Genomic DNA, 21,241 nt, shown 5'->3' with positions numbered 1-21,241 from the left:
CCTAGCCGAGCTCTTTGTCCAGCAGCGAAAGCAGCTCACCGGCCGATGCCGCACTGATCCGGTCGGCGATCCCGACCGGCGATCCGTCGCCCGCCAGGGCCCGTACGCGGCCCTGCAATTCGCCGAGCAGCGTGGTGATGGTGGCCTTGTCCGCCGCGGCGAGGTCGCGGAAAGCGTCCTCCAGCCGGGCGCCCAATCCCTCGATTTCCTGGGTCAGGCGATCGGTCGGGGACAGCGGGTCGGCGACGGAATCGGGGTTGATGCCCGCGTGCAGGAATCCCGCGAGGGCGGCCGGGTTCGGGTAGTCGAACGCGAGCGTGGCGGACAGCTTCAGCCCGGTCACCGCCGTCAGCCTGTTCCGCAACTCCAGCGCCATGAGCGAGTCGACCCCGAGGTCCTTGAACGCCGAGGCGGGGCCGACCCGCGCGGCGTCGGCGAGGCCGAGCACACTCGCGGTCTGCGTGCGCACGGCGTCGAGCAGCAGCGCCTCCGCGTCGGCCGGGGGCAGCGAGGCGATCCGCCGCGCGAGTGGGATGTCGGCGGTCTCCGCAGCGAGAGGGCTCGTACCACTACCGGGACCGGCGGGCGTCCCGACCAGCGCGCGCAGGAGCGGCGACAACACCTGACCCGCACTCGGCGCGCCCGGCACCGGCAGGCTCAGCCGCACCGGCACCAGCACCGGCTCGTCCCGCGCGATCGCCGCGTCGAACAGCGCCAGTCCCTCGTGCGTGGCCAGCGGCCGCACGCCCTGTCGGCGCAGGCGCGCGATGTCCGACTCGCCGATGTCCGCGCCCGCCTCGGTGCGTTGCGCCCAGTAGCCCCAGCACAACGAGCCGGCCGCGAGCCCCTCGGCCCGACGCGCTTCGGCCAGTCCGTCCAGGAACGCGTTCGCCGCCGCGTAGTTGGCCTGCCCCGCCGTACCGAGCACGCCGGCGATCGAGGAGAACAACACGAACGCGGACAGGTCCAGGTGCCTGGTCAGTTCGTGCAGATACCAGGCGCCGCGCACCTTCGGCGCGAGGACCGTGTCCACCCGCTCCTCGGTCAGTGTCTCGACGACCCCGTCGGCCAGCACGGCCGCACAGTGGATCACCGCCGTCAACGGGTGCTCCACCGGCACGCCGGCGATCAGCGCCGCGACGGATTCGCGGCTCGTGACGTCGCAGGCGACGATCTCGACCTCGGCTCCCGCCTCGATCAACTCCTGCCGCAGTGCGGCGGCGGTCACAGCCGTCGGCCCCCGCCGGCCGGCCAGCAACAACCGGCGCACCCCGTGCCGCCGCACGAGGTGCCGGGCCAATGTCGCGCCCAGGCCGCCGACTCCGCCCGTGATCAGCACCGTCCCGGAGCCCAGGCCACGGGCCCGGTGCCCGGCGGAAATGCCCGGCACGTGGGCCAGTTGCGGGGTGGTCGCCACGCCCGCCCGGATCCTGAGCTGGGCTTCCCCGGTCTCGGCCACCGCCGGTACGCGCGCCCACGAGTCGGGGTGGTCGTCCGTGTCCACGAGTGTGAAGCGGCCCGGGTTCTCGGTCTGCGCGGTGCGTACGAATCCCCAGATCGCGGCCGCGGCGGGGTCGGTGCGGTCGGTCGGGCCGTCGGCGAGCGCCTCCCGCGTCACGATGACCAGACGCGAGTCGGCGAACCGGTCCTCGGCGAGCCAGCGTTGGGTCAACCGCAGCACCCGGTGCAGGTTGCGCTCGACCAGGGCCGGGGTGTTGCCGACGCCCGCGTCGGTGCGCTCGACGGTGGTCACCACGATCGGTGGGATCGGTCCTGCGGAGGCGGCGAGTTCGTCGAGGTCGGCGAACAGGGCCCCGCGCGCGCCGAGGGACGCGGTGAGCTCGTCGGGCGGCCCCGCCACGGCGAACCGGCCCGCGGCATCCCCGGGCTGGGCCGGGAGCGGGACCCAGTCCACCCGGAACAGCGAGTCCCGCCGGTCGAAGCCCAGTTCGGTCAGTTCCGCGACGTCCACGGGTCGCAGCGTCAGCGACTCGACACCGCCGACGGGGGCTCCGTGGCGGTCCGCGACGGCCACGGATCGGGCGCCCTCGCCGGTGGGTTCCAGCCGTACGCGCAGCACGGTGGGCGCGGCGGCGGTCAGCCGAATGCCCGTCCAGCGATGCGGCAGCCGGCCCGCGTCGCCGGCCCCCGGGCCGATCGGCAGCAGCGCGGCGTGCAGCAGCGCCGGGTGGATCCGGAACCGGCCCGGGTCCGCACTGTCGGGTGCGGGCAACTCAACTTCGGCGAACAGGACTTCACCGCTGCGCCAGACCCGCTTCAGGCCGCGGTACAGCGGCCCGTGGTCGAACCCGAGCGCGGCCGATCCGGCGTACGCGTCCTCCACGGGCACCTCGACCGCGCCCGGGGGCGGCCACACTGCGAGGTCGGGCTCGCGCCGGCCGGCTCCGGTGTCGCTTCCGACGGACCCGACGGCGTTGCGTGTCCACTCGGACTCGCCCGCGCCCTTGGAGTGCACGGCGAGCGTGCGCTTGCCGTCGATCACCACGCGGATCTCCCGCTCGGCCGTGCGGGACAACACCAGCGGTGTCTCCAGGGTGAGTTCGTCGACGACGTCGCAACCGACCTTGTGCGCCGCCCACGCCGCCAATTCGACCAGCGCCGTTCCCGGCACCAGTACCGCGCCGTGCACCACGTGGTCGGCGAGCCACGGCCGGCGGCGCACGGACAACCGCCCGCTGCCCACCAGTCCGCCGCGTTCGCCGTCGTCGGGCAGGTCGATCACGGTGTCGAGCAGGGGGTGGTCCGAGCTGCTCGCGGAGGCGCCCTCCACGGGCAGGTCCAGCCAGTAGCGCTCCCGTTGGAAGGCGTACGTGGGCAACTCGACCGCAGGCCCGTCACCGCCCGGGAACGCCGCCTCCCACGACACCGGGACGCCCGACACGAACGCCTCGGCCATCGACCGGTACAACCGGGCCGGTCCTCCGTCGCCGCGGCGCAGCGAGCCCACCACCACGCCGCCGGCGCCGGGGGTGTTGTCGAGCATGTCGCGGATGTTGATCGTGAGCAGCGGGTGCGGGCTCATCTCGATGAACGCGCCGTGCTCGGTGTCGAGGAGGCTGCGCATGGCGGCCTCGAACTGCACTGGTTCGCGCATGTTGCGGAACCAGTAGGCGCCGTCCAGTCCCGCCGTGTCGAGCGGCCCACCCGTGACCGTCGAGTGGAAGGCCACCGGCGAGGACACGGAGGTGACCCGGCCCAAAAGGTCCCGCAGCGGCCCCTCGAACCGGTCCACCAGGGGCGAGTGCCCGGGTACGCTCGCCGGGATCCACCGGGCGCGGGCGCCCTCGGCCTCGCAGAGCGCGACCACCTCCCGGACCGCCGCGGCCTCGCCCGCGACGGTGGTCGAGTAGGGGCCGTTGATGCCCGCGATCACCACTCCGGGGCCGACCCGCTCCAGCATTTCCCGGACCCGCTGCTCGGGCAGCACGATCCCGGCCATGCCGCCGTCCTGGTCGGCGGTGGCCAGCAGTTGCGAGCGCAGGGCCACGATCCTGGCCGCCTCCCGGAGGGTCAGCGCGCCGGCCGCGCAGGCGGCGGCGATCTCGCCCTGGGAGTGCCCGATCACCGCGTCGGGAATCACCCCGAAGGAACGCCACACCTGCGCCAGCGACACCATCACCGCGAACAGCACGGGTTGCACGACCTCGATGCGCTCCAGGTCCGCGCCCTCCGGCTCGCCGCGCACGGTGTCGATCAGCGACCAGGGCACCCACGGCGCGAGGGCCTGGGCACACTCGTTCATCCGCTCGGCGAAGACCGGGGACGTGTCGAGGAGTTCCCGGCCCATGCCCACCCACTGTGAGCCCTGGCCGGGGAAGACGAACACCGTCTTGCCGAGGGGTTCGACGGTGCCGGAGACCACGCCGGGCGGATTCCTGGTCGTGCCGACGTCGGTGCCCAGGCGGGCGAGCAGTTCGTCGCGGTCGGCGCCGATCACCACCCGGCGGTGCTCGAACAACGACCGTGTCGTCACCAGCGCACGGCCCGCGCCCGCGAGCGGCAGGTCGGGGTCGGCGGCCAGGCGGTCCCGCAACCGCAGCGTCTGCTCCCGCAGTGCCTCGGCCGAGCGCGCCGACACCACCCACGGCACCGCCCCGGGACGCGGTTCCGGCCCCGGCGCGGTCGCCGGCTCCGCCTCCTCGGGTGCCTCTTCGAGCACGACGTGCGCGTTCGTGCCGCTGATCCCGAAGGAGGACACGCCGGCGCGCCGGGGCCGTCCGGGCGTGGCGGGCCATTCCCGGGCCTCGGTCAGCAGTTCCACCGCGCCGGACGACCAGTCGACGTGCGGGGTCGGCCGGTCCACGTGCAGTGTCTTCGGCAACACCCCGTGGCGCATCGCCATGATCATCTTGATCATGCCGCCGACGCCCGCCGCGGCCTGCGTGTGGCCGATGTTCGACTTGAGCGAGCCCAGCCACAGCGGGCCGGCGGCGGCGCGGCCCTGTCCGTAGGTGGCGAGCAGCGCCTCCGCCTCGATGGGGTCGCCCAACCGGGTGCCGGTTCCGTGCGCCTCCACCGCGTCCACGTCGGCGGGCGAGAGCCCGGCATCGGCCACGGCGGCGCGGATGACCCGCCGCTGCGCCAGTTCGTTCGGCGCGGTCAGCCCGTTGGAGGCCCCGTCCTGGTTGATCGCCGAGCCCCGGATCACCGCCAGGACGCGCCGGCCGTTGCGCCGCGCGTCCGCCAGCCGCTCCAGGACGAGCACGCCCGCGCCCTCTCCCCAGCCGGTGCCGTCGGCCGCCTCGGCGAAGGACTTGCAGCGCCCGTCGGCGGACAGGCCGCGCTGCCGGGCGGCCTCCACCAACATCCCGGGGCTCGGCAGCGCCGACACCCCGCCGGCCAGTGCCAACGTGCACTCCCCCGCGCGCAGGGACCGCACGGCCTGGTGCACGGCGACCAGCGACGCCGAGCACGCGGTGTCGATCGAGATCGCCGGTCCCTCCAGACCCAGTACGTACGCCACCCGGCCCGAGGCCACACTGGTGTACGTCCCGGTCATCGAGTGGCCCTCCACCTCGGCGGCGGCCCCGCCGCCCATCCGCGGGCCGTAGTCGACCGCGTAGATCCCGGTGAACACCCCGGTCGCCGAACCGCGCAGGCCCACCGGGTCGATCCCGGCCCGCTCCAGCGCCTCCCACGACGTCTCCAGGATCACCCGCTGCTGCGGATCCATCGCCGGCGCCTCGCGGGGGCTGATCCCGAAGAACGCCGCGTCGAACTCGGCGAGGTCGGGGAGGAATCCGCCCGAGCGGGTGTACGTCCTCCCCTGCGCCGCGGGGTCCGGGTCGTACAGCGCCTCCAGGTCCCAGCCGCGATCCGTCGGGAAGTCGCCCACCGCGTCGACCCCGCCAAAGACCAGGTCCCACAACCCTTCGGGGGAGTTCGCCCCGCCCGGGAAACGACACCCCATGCCCACCACCGCGACCGGCTCGCGCGCGGACTCCTCCAACGCGCGCACCCGCTCGCGCAACTCCTGCGCGTCGCCGACGGCACGGCGCAGGTAGGACCGGAGCTTGTCGACATCCTCCACGGGAACTCCCCCAAGGGTTACTCGGACGAACGGGTGGCGCTACACGTATCCGCGGTCGATCAATGCGTACAACTCGTCGTCGCTGCGGCTCGCCGAAGGTGTCTTCGGCATCGGGGCCGGGGCCGCCGCCGAGGTCGACGTCGGCGTCGATTCCCGTGCCGTTTCCGGGACTTCGGGGGCCGACGGTGCGAGCAGCGTGAAGATGTGCCGGGCGAGCGCCCGTGGGGTCGGGTAGGTGAACGCGACGGTGGCGGGCAGTCGTACACCGGCCGCCGTCGTGAGCCGGTTGCGCAGCCGTACCGCCATCGAGGATTCGAAACCCAGGGCCTTGAAGGTCTCGGTCGACCTCGCGGCGAGTTCGGCGGCGGTGACGGGCGCGTCGGGCGTGCTCAGCAGCGCGGCCGTCTCGGTGCATACGAGTTTGCCTACCGCCGATTCCGAGTCGAGCTCTCCGGTACGGGAGTTCGCATCCGCCGGGGCGGTGTCCGCGGGTGGTGTCAGCCAGTACCGCCGCCGCTGGAACGGGTAGGTCGGCAGGGCGATCCGGCGCGGCCGGGCCGCGGCGAAGCAGGCCGTCCAGTCCACCGGCACGCCGCGCACGTACAGGTCGGCCGACGCCGCCAGGACCCGGCCCATGCTCCCGTCGTCCCGGTGCAGGGTGCCCGACAACACCGGCGAGGCGGCGAGCGCGTCGGCGGTCTCCGCCATCGCCACCGCGAGTACCGGATGCGGGCTGACCTCCACGAACACGCTGCCGCGCACGCGCATCAGGTCTTCGATCACCTCGCCGAATCGCACCTTCGAGCGCAGGTTGTCGTACCAGTACGCGCCGTCGAGCCCGCGGGTGTCGAGCGGGGCGCCGGTGACGGTGGAGTGGAACGCCGCGGCCGACGCCCTGGGCGTGATGCCCTCCGCGGCGGCGAGCACCCGGTCCCGGATACGTTCGACCTGGTGCGAGTGCGACGCGTATTCGATCCTGACCCGGCGTACCCGGACACCGTCGCCGGCCGCCATCGCGGCGAACTCCGCCAGTGCCTCCAGGTCGCCGGAGATCACCACCGAGCCCGGCCCGTTGACCGCGCCCACGCACAACCGCCCGGCCCACGCCCGCAACCGCTCCTCGACCCAGTCCAGGGGCGCGAACACCGCGTTCAGCCCGCCCAGTCCGGCCAGTTCGGTCAGTGCCGTGCTGCGCAGCGCGACCACGCGCGCCGCGTCGTCGAGGGAGAGCGCGCCCGACGCGCAGGCCGCGGCGATCTCCCCCTGGGAGTGCCCCACCACCACGTCGGGGACCACGCCCAGGGAGTGCCAGACCCGGGTCAGGGACACCATCATCGCGAACAGGGCGGGCTGCACCACGTCGTCGCCGCGCTCCAACAGCGCCGCCGAGTCCGTCCCCGTGACCACGTCCGGCAACGACCAGTCCAGCCACGGTTCCAGGGCCCGCGCGCACTCGTCGATCGAGCGGGCGAAGACCTCCGACTCCGCGTACAACCGCCTGCCCATACCCGCCCACTGCGACCCCTGACCGGGGAAGACGAAGACGATCGGGCCGGGCGGGTTCGCCGCGACCCCGCGCAGCACACGGGCCGAATCGCCGCCCGCCGCAAGGAGATCGAGCCCGGTCAGGGCCTCCTCGCGGCCGGCGCCCAAGACCACCGCCCGGTGGGCGAAGGACGCTCGGGTGGAGACCAGCGAGTGGCCCACGTCGGCCGCCGACGGCGTCGCGTCCGTGCTCAGCCGGTCCCGCAGCCGTGCCGCCTGCTCGCGCAGGGCGGGCTCGGTGCGCGCCGACAACACCCAGGGCACCGTCCCCTCGTCGACGACCCCGGGGCGCCCCTGCTCCTCCGGTGCCTGTTCGAGGATCACGTGCGCGTTCGTCCCGCCCAGGCCGAATGCCGACACCCCCGCCCGTCGCGGCCGGTCGGCCGGGCTCGGCCAGGCCCGGGCGGCGCTCGGGACGTCGAAGTGCTCGTGGAAGTTCGGGATGGCGGGGTTGGGCGTCCGGAAGTTCGGGTGCGGCACCAACCGCGCACGGTCCAGGCACAGTGCGGCCTTGACGAAACCGACGATGCCGGCGGCCGGCTCCAGGTGCCCGACGTTGGCCTTGGCCGAGCCGATCACCAGGGGGCGATCCCGCCCGGTCGTCCGGAACACCTCGCGCAGCCCGGCCGCCTCGGCCGGATCGCCGACGCGGGTCCCGGTGCCGTGCGCCTCGACGTAGTCGACGGTGTCGAACGGCACGCCCGACCGCTCCAGCGCGGTGCGGATCGCCGCCGCCTGCCCGGCCGGGCTGGGATCGGGCATCCGGCTGGTCGCGCCGCCGCTGCCCACCCCCCAGCCGCGCACCACCGCGTAGATGTGATCGCCCTCGGCGACGGCCAGGTCGAGCCGCTTGAGCAGGACGAACGCCCCGCCCTCGCCCCGGACGAAGCCGCCGGCGCGTTCGTCGAAGGGGAAGCAGCGGCCCTCGGGCGACAACGCGCCCAGGTTCGCCAGGCCCAGGCCCGCCTCCGGGTCGGCGATCAGGTGTACACCGCCCGCGAGCGCCAGGTCGACCGCGCCGGCGCGGATCCGGTCGCACGCGAGGGCCAACGACACGAGGGAGGAGGACTGGCCCGAGTCCGCGCACAGGCTCATCCCGCGCACGTCGAACAGGGTCGAGATCCGGTTCGCGATCCACGCGCCGCCGGACCCGAGCGCGGCGTAGTGGTCGTCCCGGTCGCCGCCGGACAGTTTGCGCAGCACCTCGTAGCCGGAGGGCGCGCTGCCGACCACGACGTCGATCTCCCGGCCGGCCAGCGCGGTCGCCGGCATCCGGGCGTCCTCGACGGCCTCCCAGGCGAGTTCCAGGCCGAGCCGCTGCACGGGGTCCATCGCGGTGGCCTCCGCCGCGTCCGTGCCGAAGAACTCCGCGTCGAACCCGTCGATGGCGTCGAGGAAGGAACCCGCGTTCACCGTGGCGGCGTCCGGGTGGGTCGAGCGCCGCACGTCGGCGGCCCGCCGCTCGGGGAAGGTCCCGATGGTGGACCCGCCGTCGACCAGCAGGCGCCAGAACTCGTCCGGACCGCGCACCCCGGGGAAGCGGCACGACATCCCGACAACGGCAATATCGGTGGCTGCGCCACTCATACGAATTCCTTCCGATTCCCTCGCCGGCCGGCGCTCGCGGGCCGCCCCGCCGTCACCGCCGGGCGGTCAGCAACTTCAGCAGCTCGTCCGGCGCGTTCATGAAGTCGTGGTGGCCGCCCTCGACGACCCGGATCTCGACCGAATCCGCGTACCGACGCCATCCCTCCAGTTGGTCCGGGGTCACGTCGGGGTCGTCGCGCCAGTGCAGGACGACGATGGGACAGCCCAGCCGCACCGGTTCGACCCTGCGGTAGGCGCGCGCGGCGGCGAGGTCCTCGAGAAGCACGCTCATCCCCACCTCGACCATGTCGGGCCGCGGCTCGATGCCCCGCCCGCGCACCACCGACACCAATTCGGCGCGCAGTTCGGCCTCGGTCATGGTGAGCATGCGATCGCTCGCGGCGTCGTGCGGCGCGGGTTGGCCGGACACGAACAGGCAGTCCGGCCCCGGCAGATCCAGTTCGGCGAGCCGGACAACGGTCTCGAACGCGGGCAGCGCGCCCGCGCAGTGCCCGAAGAACGCGAACGGCCGGTCCAGGCGCGCCGCCAGCGGTTCCACCAGGGCGGCGGCCAGATCCTCGTAGGTGCCGTAGTGCGGTTCGGCGAGCCGGCTCTCCCGGCCGGGGAACTGCACCGGGCAGACCTCGACGTCGTCGATCGTGGCCGGCCAGGCGCTGAACGCGGAGGCGCCGGAGCCGGAGTAGGGGAAGCAGAACAACCGGGCCGGGGGGTCGCCGGCCGGTGGCCGGACGAACCACGGCGACATGGCGGGGGCGCTGCCGGATGTCATGGCGTCGTTCGTTTCTGGGCGACGATGGGGAGGTGGGTCATCCCGGCGATGAAGTACGACCGCAGATGTTGCGGCTCGCCGTCGAGTTCGATCGAGCCGAAGCGGCCGAGCAGTTCCTCGAAGAAGATGCGCAGCGTCTGCCGGGCCAGCGGACCGCCGATGCAGTAGTGCGGCCCGAATCCGAACGCGACGTGGCGGTTCTCGCGCCGGGTGACGTCGAATTGGTGCGGGTCGGTGAACTGCGACTCGTCCCGGTTGGCCGAACCGATCCACGCGACGACCGCGCCGCGGGCGGGGATCGTACCGCCGCCGATCTCGGTGTCGTCGACCGCGTAGCGCATGAAGTTGCACGCGGCCGAGGTCCAGCGCAGTCCCTCCTCGACCAGGGACGGCACGAGCGAGGGGTCGGCCTGGACCTTGGCGAACTGCTCGGGCCGCTCGATCAGCGCGTGCACCGTGCCCGAAACGGTGTGCGGCGTGGTCACGTTGGCGCCGAGCAGGATGCTGTAGCCGTCGAGCGCGATCTCCTCGTCGGTCAGCGGCGCGTCGCCCGGTCGCACGGTCATCAGGTGGTCGAGCAGGCTGCCGTCCTCGCCGCCGGCGGCCCGCCGCCGTTTGACCCATTCGGTGACATAGGTGACGAGTTCGTGGTGGGAGATGGCCAGCGTCGCGGCCTCGCTGCCGTGCTTGAAGTGCGGATCCGAGGGCGCGGTGACCATCGCGGTCAGCTGTACCAGCTCGTCCCAGTCCCGTTCGGGGATCCCGAGCAGCGGTCCCGCGACGATCATCGGGAGCCGGTGCGCCTTCTCGGCGAGGTCGAACGTGCCGCCGTCCAGGGCCGGTTCGAGGAAGCGCACGATCGCCTCTCGGATCCGGTCCTGCCACGAGGCCACCGCGCGCGCGGTGAGCCGCGCGCCGATCGCCCGGCGCACCTGGGTGTGCCGAGGCGGGTCGGTGGAGGTCATCAGCTTGCCCGCCGCGACGTCGTCCTCCCCGAGATGGGTGACCACCGTGCCGCGCTCGGAGGTGAACCTCCGGTGGTCGCCGAGTACGGCGCAGACGTCGTCGTAGCGGGTCACCGACCAGAACTCGCGGCCGTCCGGGAGGACCTGGTGGTGCAGCGGAGCCTCGGCGCGCATCACGTCCCAGATCGGGTGCGGGTCGCCCGAGGTGTACAGGTCCAGGTCGAACAGGTCGACGCGGTCGAGGTCGATCTCGCGCGCGGCACCCGGCGTCAACCTCACGTTCGCGCCCTTTCCTGTTCGATCAGCTCGGCGACCCGGGCCGGGGTCTGGGCCAGGTAGAACCCGCGCACGGACAGGGCGACGCCGTAGTCCTGGGCCACCCGATCGATGATCTTGATCCCGATCAGCGAATTGCCGCCGATCGCGAAGAAGTCGTCGTCCGGCCCGACCTCGCGGCCCCCGAGGAATTCCCCCCACAGCGCCGCGATTTCCGGTACGAGGACGGTCGACGCGCCGTCCGGCGCCGCCTGTCCCTGCGATGTCTCGTCCTGTTCGCCTCGTTCGTGGATACGCGGCAACGATTCCATGGCCGGCCTCTCCTTCCTTCGCCGAACGGATCGGGAATGCGCCGGCGAACCGGCATGACAACGCCATCCGCAGGCGTTGTGCCCGCTGTTCGACGATTGGTTCGTGCCGGGGGCTCCGGGGACCCCGAGGTGAAAGCGACCGCCTGTGCACGCCGACCGAAGAGCGTTACGGTGGGCGGCTGTCGGGGCAAACTCGCGTCGCCAACATAAATCGCCGGGGAAAGCCGGTGCAAGGGACGGTGGTCCGCGCACACCGACGGACGCCGATGTCCCGCCGACAGGACAGTAATACGACACCGGCCGACCGAGGACCCCACGGCCCCGACGAATGCCGTGGATCGCCCGGGCATTGATTCCGGCACCGTCCGGTTTTTCGGCGTCGGCTGCCGATCGCCCCGAAATCGGTACCGAATTCCCGCGCGGTATCGACACGCGGACACGCCATATCGCGAACGAGGTCCGTCAAGGTTTCGGGATCCGGTCGGGCGGCCCGAACAACCGTGGCAAAATCGGTGGGTGCAGATCGGGATGCTGGGTCCTTTCGAGGTTCGCACGGACGCCGGCGGTACGGCCGACGTGCCGGGCGCGCGGCTGCGCGCGTTGCTGATCGCCCTCGCACTGAGACCGGGCCAGCCGGTCCCCAAGGCCGTGCTCGTGGACTGGATCTGGGGCGAGCACCCGCCCGTCGACGCGACGAACGCACTGCAACGCCTGGTGTCCCGGCTGCGCAAGGTGCTGCCCGACGGGGTGATCGAGGGCCGGCCGGACGGTTACCGGCTGTTCGTGGAACCCGACGCCGTCGACGCGGTGCGGTTCGAACGCCTCGTGGCCGCGGGCCGCCTGCGCACCGAGGACGCCTCCCGACGGGTGCGCCTGCTGCGCGAAGCCCTCGACCTGTGGAGCGGTGCGGCCATGCAGGACGTCGGTCTGGCGGACAGCGCCGCGTTCGACGCCGCGATCGTGCGCCTGGAAGGCTTACGCCTGACCGCCACCGAGGAGCGGTTCGACGCGGAGGTCACCCTCGGGCGCGGCGCCGAGGTGGTCACGGAGTTGACCGACCTGGTGGCCACACATCCGCTGCGGGAACGGTTCGCCACCGCGCTGATGCGCGCCCTGGTCGCGACCGGGCGCGACAGCGACGCGCTGCTGGTGTACCAGCGCACGAGGCAGGCCCTGGTGGACGAGTTGGGCGTGGATCCCTCGCCGGAGCTGGCCGCGTTGCATGGCGCGCTGCTGCGGGGCGAGTTGGGGCGGCGGGAGGAGAACCGCAGGAGCAACCTGCGCGCCGAGCTGACCACCTTCGTCGGGCGCGACGCCGACATCGCCGCGGTTCGCGAACTCGTCGCCGAGCACCGGCTCACCACGGTGATCGGGCCGGCGGGGGCGGGCAAGACCAGGTTGGCCACGGAGACCGCCCGCACCCTGCTCGACGACCTGCCGGACGGGGCCTGGCTGGTGGAACTGGCCGCCATCGGCACCGACGGCGACGTGGCCCGCGCCACCCTCTCCGGCCTCGGTCTGCGTGACGCGCTGCTCGGCGCGGCACCGAGCGTGGAGCCGACCGACCGGCTGATCGCCGCGATCCGCGAGCGGGAGGCGCTGCTGATCCTGGACAACTGCGAGCACGTGATCGAGTCTGCGGCGGTGTTCGCCCACCGGGTGCTCGGGGAGTGCCGGCGGCTGCGGATCCTGGCCACGAGCCGCGAGCCGCTCGGCATCACCGGGGAGGCGCTGTGGCTGGTCGAGCCGCTGGCCCTGCCGGACCCGGACGCGAGCCCCGACGAGATCGAGGCCTCGCCCGCCGTGCGGCTGCTGCGCGACCGGGCCGGGGCGGTGCGTCGGGACCTGTGGGTCGAGACCCCCGCGCCGGAGACGATGGCGCGCGTGTGCCGGGCGTTGGACGGGATGCCGCTGGCGATCGAACTGGCCGCGGCACGGCTGCGCACCATGTCCATCTATCAGCTCGCCAACCGACTCGACGACCGGTTCCGTCTGCTGACCAGTGGCAGCCGGACCGCACTGCCTCGACACCGGACACTGCGCGCGGCCGTCGACTGGAGCTGGGAACTGCTCACCCACGTCGAGCGGGTGGTGCTGCGCCGGCTCTCGGTGTTCGCCGGTGGGGCAAGCCTGGAGGCGGCCGAACGGGTCTGCGCCGGTGACGCGGTGGACTCGGAGCAGGTACTGGAGTTGCTCACCGCGCTGACCGAGAAGTCGCTGCTGCTCGTCGAGGGCGACCATACCCAGCGCTACCGCATGATCGGCACGATCAAGGAGTATTCCCGGCATCGGCTCGCCGAGGCGGGGGAATCGGACCGGGCGCGCCGCGCGCACCTGGCCTGGTTCACCGAACTCGCCGAGACCGCGGAGCCGCATCTGCGCCGCGCCGAACAGTTGGAATGGCTCGCCACGCTGGAGAGCGAGCACGACAACATCAGCGCGGCGATGCGTGGCGCACTGGCGGCGGGCGAGGCGCAGGCGGCGATGCGGCTGGCCGCGGGCACGGGTTGGTACTGGTGGCTCAGCGGACACCGGACCGAGGGCATCGAGCTGATCATCGCGGCCACCCGCACGCCGGGCGAGGTGACCGACGAGACCCGGGCCATGGTGTACGCGCTGGTCGTGCTGTTCGTCAGTTCCGGGCGCGGCGACGAGCACCAGGCGGCGGTGTGGATCCGCGAGGCGCACCGGTTCAGCCTGCGCAGCCGACGCCGCTACCCCCTGCTCGGGCTCGTCGCCGCGCTGGAGCGCCTGGTGCAGGCGCCCGACGCGTTCCTGCCCGCGTTCGAGCCGCTGCTCGACAACGAGGACCCGTGGGTACGCGCGCTTGCCCGGCTGCACCTGGGCAAGATGCGGATCATGCTCGGCCAGGGCGGGCGGGACGCGGACGCGTATCTGGAGATGGCGCTGGCCGAGTTCCGGGAGATCGGCGAGCGGTTCGGTATCTCGTTCGCCCAGACGGAGTTGGCGGATCGCATCGCCGTGCGCGGCGAGTTCGCCGGCGCGTGCGAGCACTACGAGCAGGCGATCGCGGTGGTCACCGAGGTGGGTGCCCTGGAGGACGTGATCCGGATGCGCTCGCGGCAGGCGCAGTTGTACTGGTTGCTGGGCGACGAGGAGGCCGGCACGGCCGCCCTGGCCGAGGCGGAGCGGCACGCGAAGCGGGTCACCTGGCCGGACGCGCTGGCCGAGTTGGCCTTCGCGCGTGCGGAACTCGCTCGGTGGAGCGGCGATACCGAGGAAGCGCGTCGGCAACTCGGCGTCGCGACGGCCATGTTGGGTGAAGAGGCGCAGCAGGCGAACGTCCGGGCGGCCACGCACGACCTGCTCGGCTATCTCGCCGAGGACGTGGGCGAGACGCGGGAGCACCGGGCGGCGGCCTGCCGGGCGGCGACCGAGGCGGGGCACGCGCCGGTGATCGCGCAGGTGCTCGTCGGGGTCGCTGACCTGGCGCTGCGCCGCGACGATCCCGCGCAGGCCGCGCGGCTGCTTGCGGCGAGCGCGGACGTACGCGGGTTGCCGGACCGCTCCCATCCGGACGCGGCGCGGATCGAGCAGGACGCGCGACGCCGCCTCGGCGACGGGGGTTACGCCGAGGCGGCTCGGGAGGGGACACGAACGAACTGGTCCCGCTTGGTCGAGATCACGCTCGCTTCGTGAAGCAGGCGTCGATCGAGGTCAGGCCCGCTTCTTGAAGGTGGAGATCGCCCACAGGTAGCCGACGACGGCGAGTCCGATGCACCAGGCGATGCCGGCGAGCGCGTCGCCGGTCGACGGATCACCCGCCAACAGCCCGCGCAGCGTCTCGATGATCGGGGTGAAGGGCTGGTATTCGGCGAACTGGCGCACGCCGGCGCCCATCGTGTCCGCGGGCACGATGGCGCTGCTCAGGAACGGCAGCATGATCAGCGGCACGGTGGCCAGGCCCGCCGATTCCGCCGACTTCGCGGCCAGCCCCAACGCCACGGTGAGCCAGCTGGCCGCGACGGTGAGCAGGACGACGAAGCCGAGGACGCCGAGCCAGTCGAGGGCGCTCGCGTCCGGGTCGAACCCCATCGCGAAGGCCACCGCGATGATCGCCGTGCAGGCCACCAGGCAGCGCACCGTGGTGACGATGACCTGCCCGGTCAGCACGGCGCCGCGGGAGATGTCCATCGCCTTGAAGCGGTTGATGATGCCCTTGGTCATGTCGTCGTTGACGGCCGTCGCGGTGGACCCGAGCCCGTAGCTGACGGCCATCACGAGCATGCCCGGCGTCGCGTAGTCGATGTAGCTCTCGCCGACCTCGAAGGCGCCGCCGAGCACCTTGACGAACATCAGCAGCAGCACGATGGGGAACAGGATCGCGTTGAACAGCACGAGGGGGTTGCGCATGGTGTGCTTGAGGTTGCGGCGCAACATGATCGTCGAGTCGGCCCACGCCGTGGCGACATTGCTCATGACGCGACCGCCTCCTCGCTCGGGTGCCCGGTCAGGGCGAGGAAGACGTCGTCGAGGTCCGGGGTGTGCACGGAGAACTCCTGTGCGTTGATCGAGTACTCGTCGAGCCGGTCCAGCAGGGCCCGCAGCGACTTCGACTGGCCGTCGCTGGGCACCCGCAGGAGCAGTTCCTGGTCGTCTCTCGTGCCGCCGCGCAACACGCGCGCCGCCGCGTCGAGTTCGTCGAGGTCGGTGAAGCGGAGCCGCACGTGGGTGCCGGGGACCTGACGCTTGAGTTGGTCGGGGGTGCCCTCGGCGACCAGCCTGCCCTGGTCCAGGACCACGACCTGATCGGAGAGGTGGTCGGCTTCGTCGAGGTATTGGGTGGTGAGGAAGATGGTGGTGCCGTCGGCCACCAACTCGCGGACGATCCCCCACATCGTGCGCCTGCTGCGCGGGTCCAGGCCCGTCGTCGGCTCGTCCAGGAAGATGATCCGCGGGTCGCCGACCAGCGTCATCGCCAGGTCCAGCTTGCGAGTCATGCCGCCGGAATAGGTCGAGATGCGCTTGTCCGCCGCCTCGACCAGGTCGAAGCGCTCGAGCAGTCGTTCGACCACCCGTTCCCCGGAGCGCACCCGCTTGAGGTCCGCCATCAGCTGCAGGTTCTCCCGGCCCGACAACAGCTCGTCCACCGCGGCGAACTGGCCGGTGACCCCGATGGCCGCGCGTACCTGCCTGGTCGCGGTCAGCACGTCGTGCCCGGCGACGTGCACCGTTCCGGCGTCGGCCTTCAGCAACGTCGCCAGCACGTTCACCGTCGTCGTCTTGCCCGCCCCGTTCGGGCCGAGCATGGAGAACACCGATCCCTCGGCGACCTCGAAGTCGATGCCGTCGAGCACCACCCGGTCGCCATATGCCTTGCGCAGCCCGGAAACTGCGATCGCCGAACTTCTCATGCATCCACCATTTCCACGGTGACTGTCACCCGACTGTCACACCCCTGACACGGCCGCTGCCATGGCATTTCGTCGTATCGCCCCGGGTCGGGACGCCGCCCCCGGGCAGGCGGCGGCTCGTCACCTCGCGGTGTCGCGGGCGGACTGCGCCTCGATCAGATCCAGAATCTCCCGGGCGTGATCGACCAGATACATGTGATCGCCCGGGAACTCGGCGTATTCGAACGTGCTCGTGGTGGCGTCTCGCCACTCACGGGCCTGGTCCGCGCTGACCAGGCCGTCGGAGCCGCCGCGAATCGAGCAGATCGGCACCGACACCGGGTCGTCGGTGCTGGGCAGGTAGTTCTCGTGCATCTCGCAGTCGGCCTGCAACACGGGCAGGATCAGCTCGCGCATCTCCGGGTGATCCAGTGCCTCGTGCCGAAAACCGGCGAACTCCTCCACCCGGGCCAGGAACTCCTCGTCGGGAAGGCCCGTCGCCCGCCGCTCGCGCTGGGTCCAGGGACCGGGCGAGCCACTGACGATCAGCCGCTCCACGGGCACGTCGCGCGTACTGAGCAGATGCACCAACTCGTACGCCAGCACCGCGCCCAGGCTGTGCCCGAACAACACGGTCCGCGACCCGCGGCCGAGGTTCGCGACGATCTCGTCGACCGAGTTCTTGGCCGCCTCGACGACATTGCGATACGGCGTCTCCAGGATCCGCCGCTCCCGGCCGGGCAGTTCGACCGAGAGCAGGCGCCACCGGTCGCCGGCCGGCGCCCGCCACGGGTGGAAGAACGACGGTCCCGCGCCGGCGAACGGCACGCACAGCAGCGCGGTTCGCCCTCGATCCGGCGCGGACATGCCGGGTGTGCTCACCCCGACCAACCCCAATCCTGCGTTCGATGGTTCATGGAAACCCGCGACCCGGCGACCGGGGGCGGCCAGGCGATCGGCGGCCCCGCTACGGCCGTTCGATGGCCGATCGTTCCGCGTCCGCGAGTTTGCGGACGATGACCTCCATGACCTCGGCCACGGGCGCGGGCATGTTCATCTCGTGGTGCGTGGCGCGCACGTCGTGCACCTCGATGTCGCCCAGGACCAGCGGTCGCCACATGTGCGCGTACAGATCGTCCTTGAGCGTCGCGCTGAAGAACACCACGTCGCCGCGGTAGACCGGCGATTGGAAGGTCATGATGTGCCGGGTGTTGTTGGCCAACACCTTCGACATGGTGTCCAGGAAGTCCTGTTGGTTGTCGGTGCCGATGTACTGGCCGAAGAACTCCTCGAGTTCGTCCCGGTAGTCCTCCAGCGTCTTGCCGGCGTGGATCTCCGAGAACCCCTCGCCGCCCGGCTGGGAGTCGAGGATCGCCACCAGGCCGACCTTGTGCCCGCGCCGGTCGAGCCCCTCCGCGACGGCCTGCACGACGGTACCGCCGTAGGACCAGCCGATCAGGTAGAACGGGCCCTCCGGCTGGATCTTCAACATCTCGGCGATGTAGTCGTCGACCATCTCCTCGACGGAGCCCGCGAGCGCGTCCACGCCGTTGGAGCCGCGCGATTGCAGCGCGTAGGCCGGGCGGTCCGGCACGTGCATGACGAAGCTGAAGTAGGCCCAGCCCAGGCCGCCTCCCCCGTGGAAGAACCACAGGGGTTCCTTGCCCGTGCCGGGATCGTTGTTCAGCGGCAGCACGACCCCGAACGGGTCGACATTGTCGCCCACGGGGATGCCGCCGATGAGCACGAGCGAGGCCAACTCGGCCACCGTCGGGAACTTGATGATCGTCCTGAGGGGCACGTCGACGTGGAACATGGCGCGGATGCGCACACTGAGCCGGGTGGCCATCAGCGAGTGGCCGCCGAGGGCGAAGAAGTCCTCGTGGATGCCGACGTTCTCCCGGCCGAGCAACTCGCCGAACAGCGCGCACAACTTCTCTTCGGTGACATCGCGGGGTCCTTCGCCGACCGCGGCGCTCGTCTGCTCCGCCGGCAGCGCCCGCCGGTCGAGCTTGCCGTTGGGCGTCAGCGGGATCCGCGAGAGCGCGATCACCGAGGCGGGCACCATGTACTCGGGCAGGCGCCCGCGCAGGTACTCGGTCAGTTCGGCGAGCAGCGCGACCGTCGCCTCGTCGTCGTACACGCGCGGCCCCTCGCCCGCCGGGGCATCGGAATCGGCCGGCGCGCCGACGGTGGAGGCGGGCACCACGTAACCCACGATCTGCCGGTCGTCCTCCCGGTCCTCGCGCACCACCACCGCAGCCTGCGCCACCGCGGGGTGCCCGGCCAGCGCGTGCTCGATCTCCCCCAACTCGATCCGGTAGCCCCGGATCTTCACCTGGTGGTCGGTGCGGGCGATGTATTCCAGCAGGCCGTCGCGGTTCCACCGCGCCAGGTCCCCGGTGCGGTACATCCGCGCGCCGGCCGGGCCGAACGGGCAGGGCACGAACCGCTCCGCGGTCAGGTCGGGCCGGCCCTGGTAGCCGCGCGCCATACCGGTGCCGGCGATGTACAACTCGCCCTGCACGCCGCGCGGGACCGGGCGCAGCCGCGCGTCGAGCAGGTACACCTGGGTGTTCCCGACCGGAGTCCCGATCGCGACCCCCGCCCCGGCCTTCACCGGCGCCATGGTCGACCACGTCGTGGTCTCGGTGGGGCCGTACCAGTTGCCCACCTCGACGGCCTGGTCCGCCAGCGTCTCGGCCAGCCGTACCGGCACCGCCTCCGCGCCGGTGATGATCCGCAGGCCCTGCGCGGCGTTCGGCTCGTGGGTCAGCACCATCTGCCAGAACGCGGGGGTGGCCTGCACCACGGTGACTCCGTGCCGGCGCAGGAACGCCACCATCCTCGACGGTTCGGTGACCGTGTCCCTCGTCGCCATCACCATGGTCGCGCCGCAGACGAACGGAAGGTACAGCTCGGTGTTGGCCATGTCGAACGACACCGTCGTGCTGAACAACATGCGGTCGTCGGGCGACAGCGGGAACCGTCGCCGCGTCGCGGCCACGAAGTTGGCCAGCGCGCCGCGCGGGATCGCCACCCCCTTCGGGGTTCCGGTCGAGCCCGACGTGTAGATCACGTACTGGGTGTTGTCCGGCCGTACGACCACATCCGGCGCCGAGTCCGGGTATCCGGAACAATCCGCCTCGGCCAAGGTGTCGGCGTCGAGCACCAGGAGCGGATCCGCCTGCCCGAGGACGTGGTCGATCCGCGAGCGCGGGTGGTCCGGATCGACCGGGACGTAGGCTCCGCCGGCCTTGAGCACCGCGAGGATCGCCACCATCAGGTTCACCGTGCGCGGCAGGCACACCGCGACCAGCGACTCGGCCCGCACGCCGCGCTCGACCAGCCAGTGCGCCAGCCGGTTCGACCGGACGTCCAGTTCCCGGTAGGTGAGCGTCTCCTCCTCGCCGATCACGGCGAGGGCCTGCGGCGTGGCCTCCACCTGTCGGTCGATCGCCGCCAACAGGCCCTGCTCCAGGCTCGGTTCGGCGGTGTCGTTGACCTCGACGAGCAGTTGCTCCCGCTCCCCCGCGACCAGCACGTCGACGTCCCCGACGCGCACGTCCGGATCGGCCACCACCTGCTCCAGGATCCGGACGAACCGGGCGGCCATGTCCTCGACGGTGCCCCGGTCGAACAGCTTGCCCGAGTACTGGATGTCGCCGTGCAGCCGGCCGGCCTCGTCCATGCCCATGCTGAAGAACAGGTCGACCATCGTCTTCTGGGTGAGCGCCTGCTGGAACTCCACCCTGAGTCCCGGCAGTTCAAAGCTGGGCCGGGCGTAGTTCTGCCAGCCGCACATCACCTGGAACAGCGGCCGGTACTCGGCCGAGCGGTCGGGGTTGAGCGTCTCCACCAGCACGTCGAACGGCACGTCCTGCTGCTCGTAGGCGGACAGCGCCTTGTTCCGCGTCCGGGTGAGCAGCTCGACGAAGGACGGGTCGCCCGAGAGGTCGATGCGCAGCACCAGGTTGTTGACGAAGCAACCGATCAGGTCCGCGAGCGCGTCGTCGGTGCGGCCGGCGATCGGGGTGGCGATCGGTACGTCGTCGCCGGCGCCGAGCCGGCTCAGCAAAACCGCCACCGCGGACTGCACGACCATCGCCATGGTCGTGCCGCGCTCGGCGGCCAGCTTCTCCAGTCCGGCCGACACCTCCCGGGTCGCCGCGAGGGCGACCGCGTTGCCGGCGGTGTCCGTCTCCACCGACCGCGGGCGATCCAGCGGCAGGTTCAACGGCTCCGGTACACCTTCGAGTTCGTCGCGCCAGTACTCGATCTGCGTGGCGACCAGGCTGTCCGGGTCGTCCACGTCGCCGAGGACCTCGCGCTGCCACAGCGTGTAGTCCTTGTACTGCACGGGCAGCGGCTCCCACTCCGGTGCCCGACCGTCGCGGCGCGCGGTGTAGGCCACGCCCAGGTCTCGGGCCAGCGGCGCGCCCGAGCTGCCGTCGGTGGCGATGTGGTGGATCACCACGGCCAGCACGTGATCCTCGGGCGAGCAGCGGAACAGGCTCGCCCGAAAGGGGATTTCGGTGGCCAGGTCGAACCCGTGCGCGACCGCCTCGTCGACCGCGCCGGCCACGTCCTCGGCCGCGAGCTCGACCACCGGCATCCGCGCCTGCGGAAGTGCCTCCGCCAAGGGCAGGATCCGCTGGTGCGGCTCACCGTCCTCGTCGGTCACGTACGTGGTGCGCAGGACCTCGTGCCGCTCGACCACGTCCCGGACGGCCGCGGCGAGGGCGTCCCGGTCCAGCGCTCCGGTCAGTCGGAACGCCGCCGCCATGTTCCAGGTTTCCCCACCCTCCAGTTGGTGCAGGAACCAGTAGCGACGCTGTGCGAATGACAGCGGAATCATTGCC

Annotated in this window: 9 protein-coding genes and 1 pseudogene; 1 reads left to right on the top strand and 9 read right to left on the bottom strand. The window is 72.0% G+C overall.

What is annotated here, in order from left to right:
* Position 1 precedes the first annotated feature (1 nt).
* The 5 genes and pseudogenes from ACH4XV_RS03375 to ACH4XV_RS03355 all read right to left on the bottom strand — a co-directional run.
* A pseudogene (locus ACH4XV_RS03375) lies at positions 2-5,551 on the bottom strand (SDR family NAD(P)-dependent oxidoreductase); the annotation flags it as partial.
* A 39-nt stretch (positions 5,552-5,590) separates the two neighbouring features.
* Positions 5,591-8,683 carry a type I polyketide synthase gene (locus ACH4XV_RS03370; protein WP_395786574.1) on the bottom strand — a complete coding sequence of 1,031 codons (3,093 nt, stop codon included), beginning with the start codon at positions 8,681-8,683 and terminating at the stop codon, positions 5,591-5,593.
* 52 nt (positions 8,684-8,735) lie between these two features.
* On the bottom strand, positions 8,736-9,473 hold the full coding sequence (locus ACH4XV_RS03365; RefSeq protein ID WP_395786573.1) for a thioesterase II family protein: 738 nt from the start codon (positions 9,471-9,473) through the stop codon (positions 8,736-8,738).
* Positions 9,470-10,717, bottom strand: coding sequence for a cytochrome P450 (locus tag ACH4XV_RS03360; protein WP_395786572.1), 1,248 nt, complete (start codon positions 10,715-10,717; stop codon positions 9,470-9,472). Before ACH4XV_RS03360 ends, ACH4XV_RS03365 begins: the two co-directional genes overlap by 4 nt.
* Complete coding sequence (locus ACH4XV_RS03355) at positions 10,714-11,025, bottom strand: phosphopantetheine-binding protein (protein ID WP_395786571.1); 312 nt, start codon at positions 11,023-11,025, stop codon at positions 10,714-10,716. Before ACH4XV_RS03355 ends, ACH4XV_RS03360 begins: the two co-directional genes overlap by 4 nt.
* A gap of 516 nt (positions 11,026-11,541) precedes the next feature.
* On the opposite strand from ACH4XV_RS03355, the gene ACH4XV_RS03350 reads away from it, so the two are divergent.
* Positions 11,542-14,685 (top strand): BTAD domain-containing putative transcriptional regulator, encoded by a 3,144-nt coding sequence (locus ACH4XV_RS03350; RefSeq protein ID WP_395786570.1) that lies wholly within the window; start codon positions 11,542-11,544, stop codon positions 14,683-14,685.
* Positions 14,686-14,703: 18 nt separating this feature from the next.
* Here ACH4XV_RS03350 and ACH4XV_RS03345 read toward each other — a convergent pair whose 3' ends face one another.
* The 4 genes from ACH4XV_RS03345 to ACH4XV_RS03330 form a co-directional block, all read right to left on the bottom strand.
* Positions 14,704-15,465, bottom strand: coding sequence for an ABC transporter permease (locus ACH4XV_RS03345; RefSeq protein ID WP_395786569.1), 762 nt, complete (start codon positions 15,463-15,465; stop codon positions 14,704-14,706).
* On the bottom strand, positions 15,462-16,400 hold the full coding sequence (locus ACH4XV_RS03340) for an ATP-binding cassette domain-containing protein (RefSeq protein WP_395786568.1): 939 nt from the start codon (positions 16,398-16,400) through the stop codon (positions 15,462-15,464). Before ACH4XV_RS03340 ends, ACH4XV_RS03345 begins: the two co-directional genes overlap by 4 nt.
* Positions 16,401-16,520: 120 nt before the next feature.
* A complete protein-coding gene (locus tag ACH4XV_RS03335) occupies positions 16,521-17,246 on the bottom strand; it encodes a thioesterase II family protein (RefSeq protein ID WP_395787049.1) in 726 nt (241 codons plus the stop codon).
* A 100-nt stretch (positions 17,247-17,346) separates the two neighbouring features.
* On the bottom strand, positions 17,347-21,237 hold the full coding sequence (locus tag ACH4XV_RS03330) for an amino acid adenylation domain-containing protein (RefSeq protein WP_395786567.1): 3,891 nt from the start codon (positions 21,235-21,237) through the stop codon (positions 17,347-17,349).
* Positions 21,238-21,241 lie beyond the last annotated feature (4 nt).

The organism is Embleya sp. NPDC020630 (genome assembly GCF_044334985.1).
In the GTDB taxonomy this organism is placed as follows: Bacteria; Actinomycetota; Actinomycetes; order Streptomycetales; family Streptomycetaceae; genus Embleya.
This window is presented reverse-complemented; position numbering and strand designations above follow the sequence as displayed.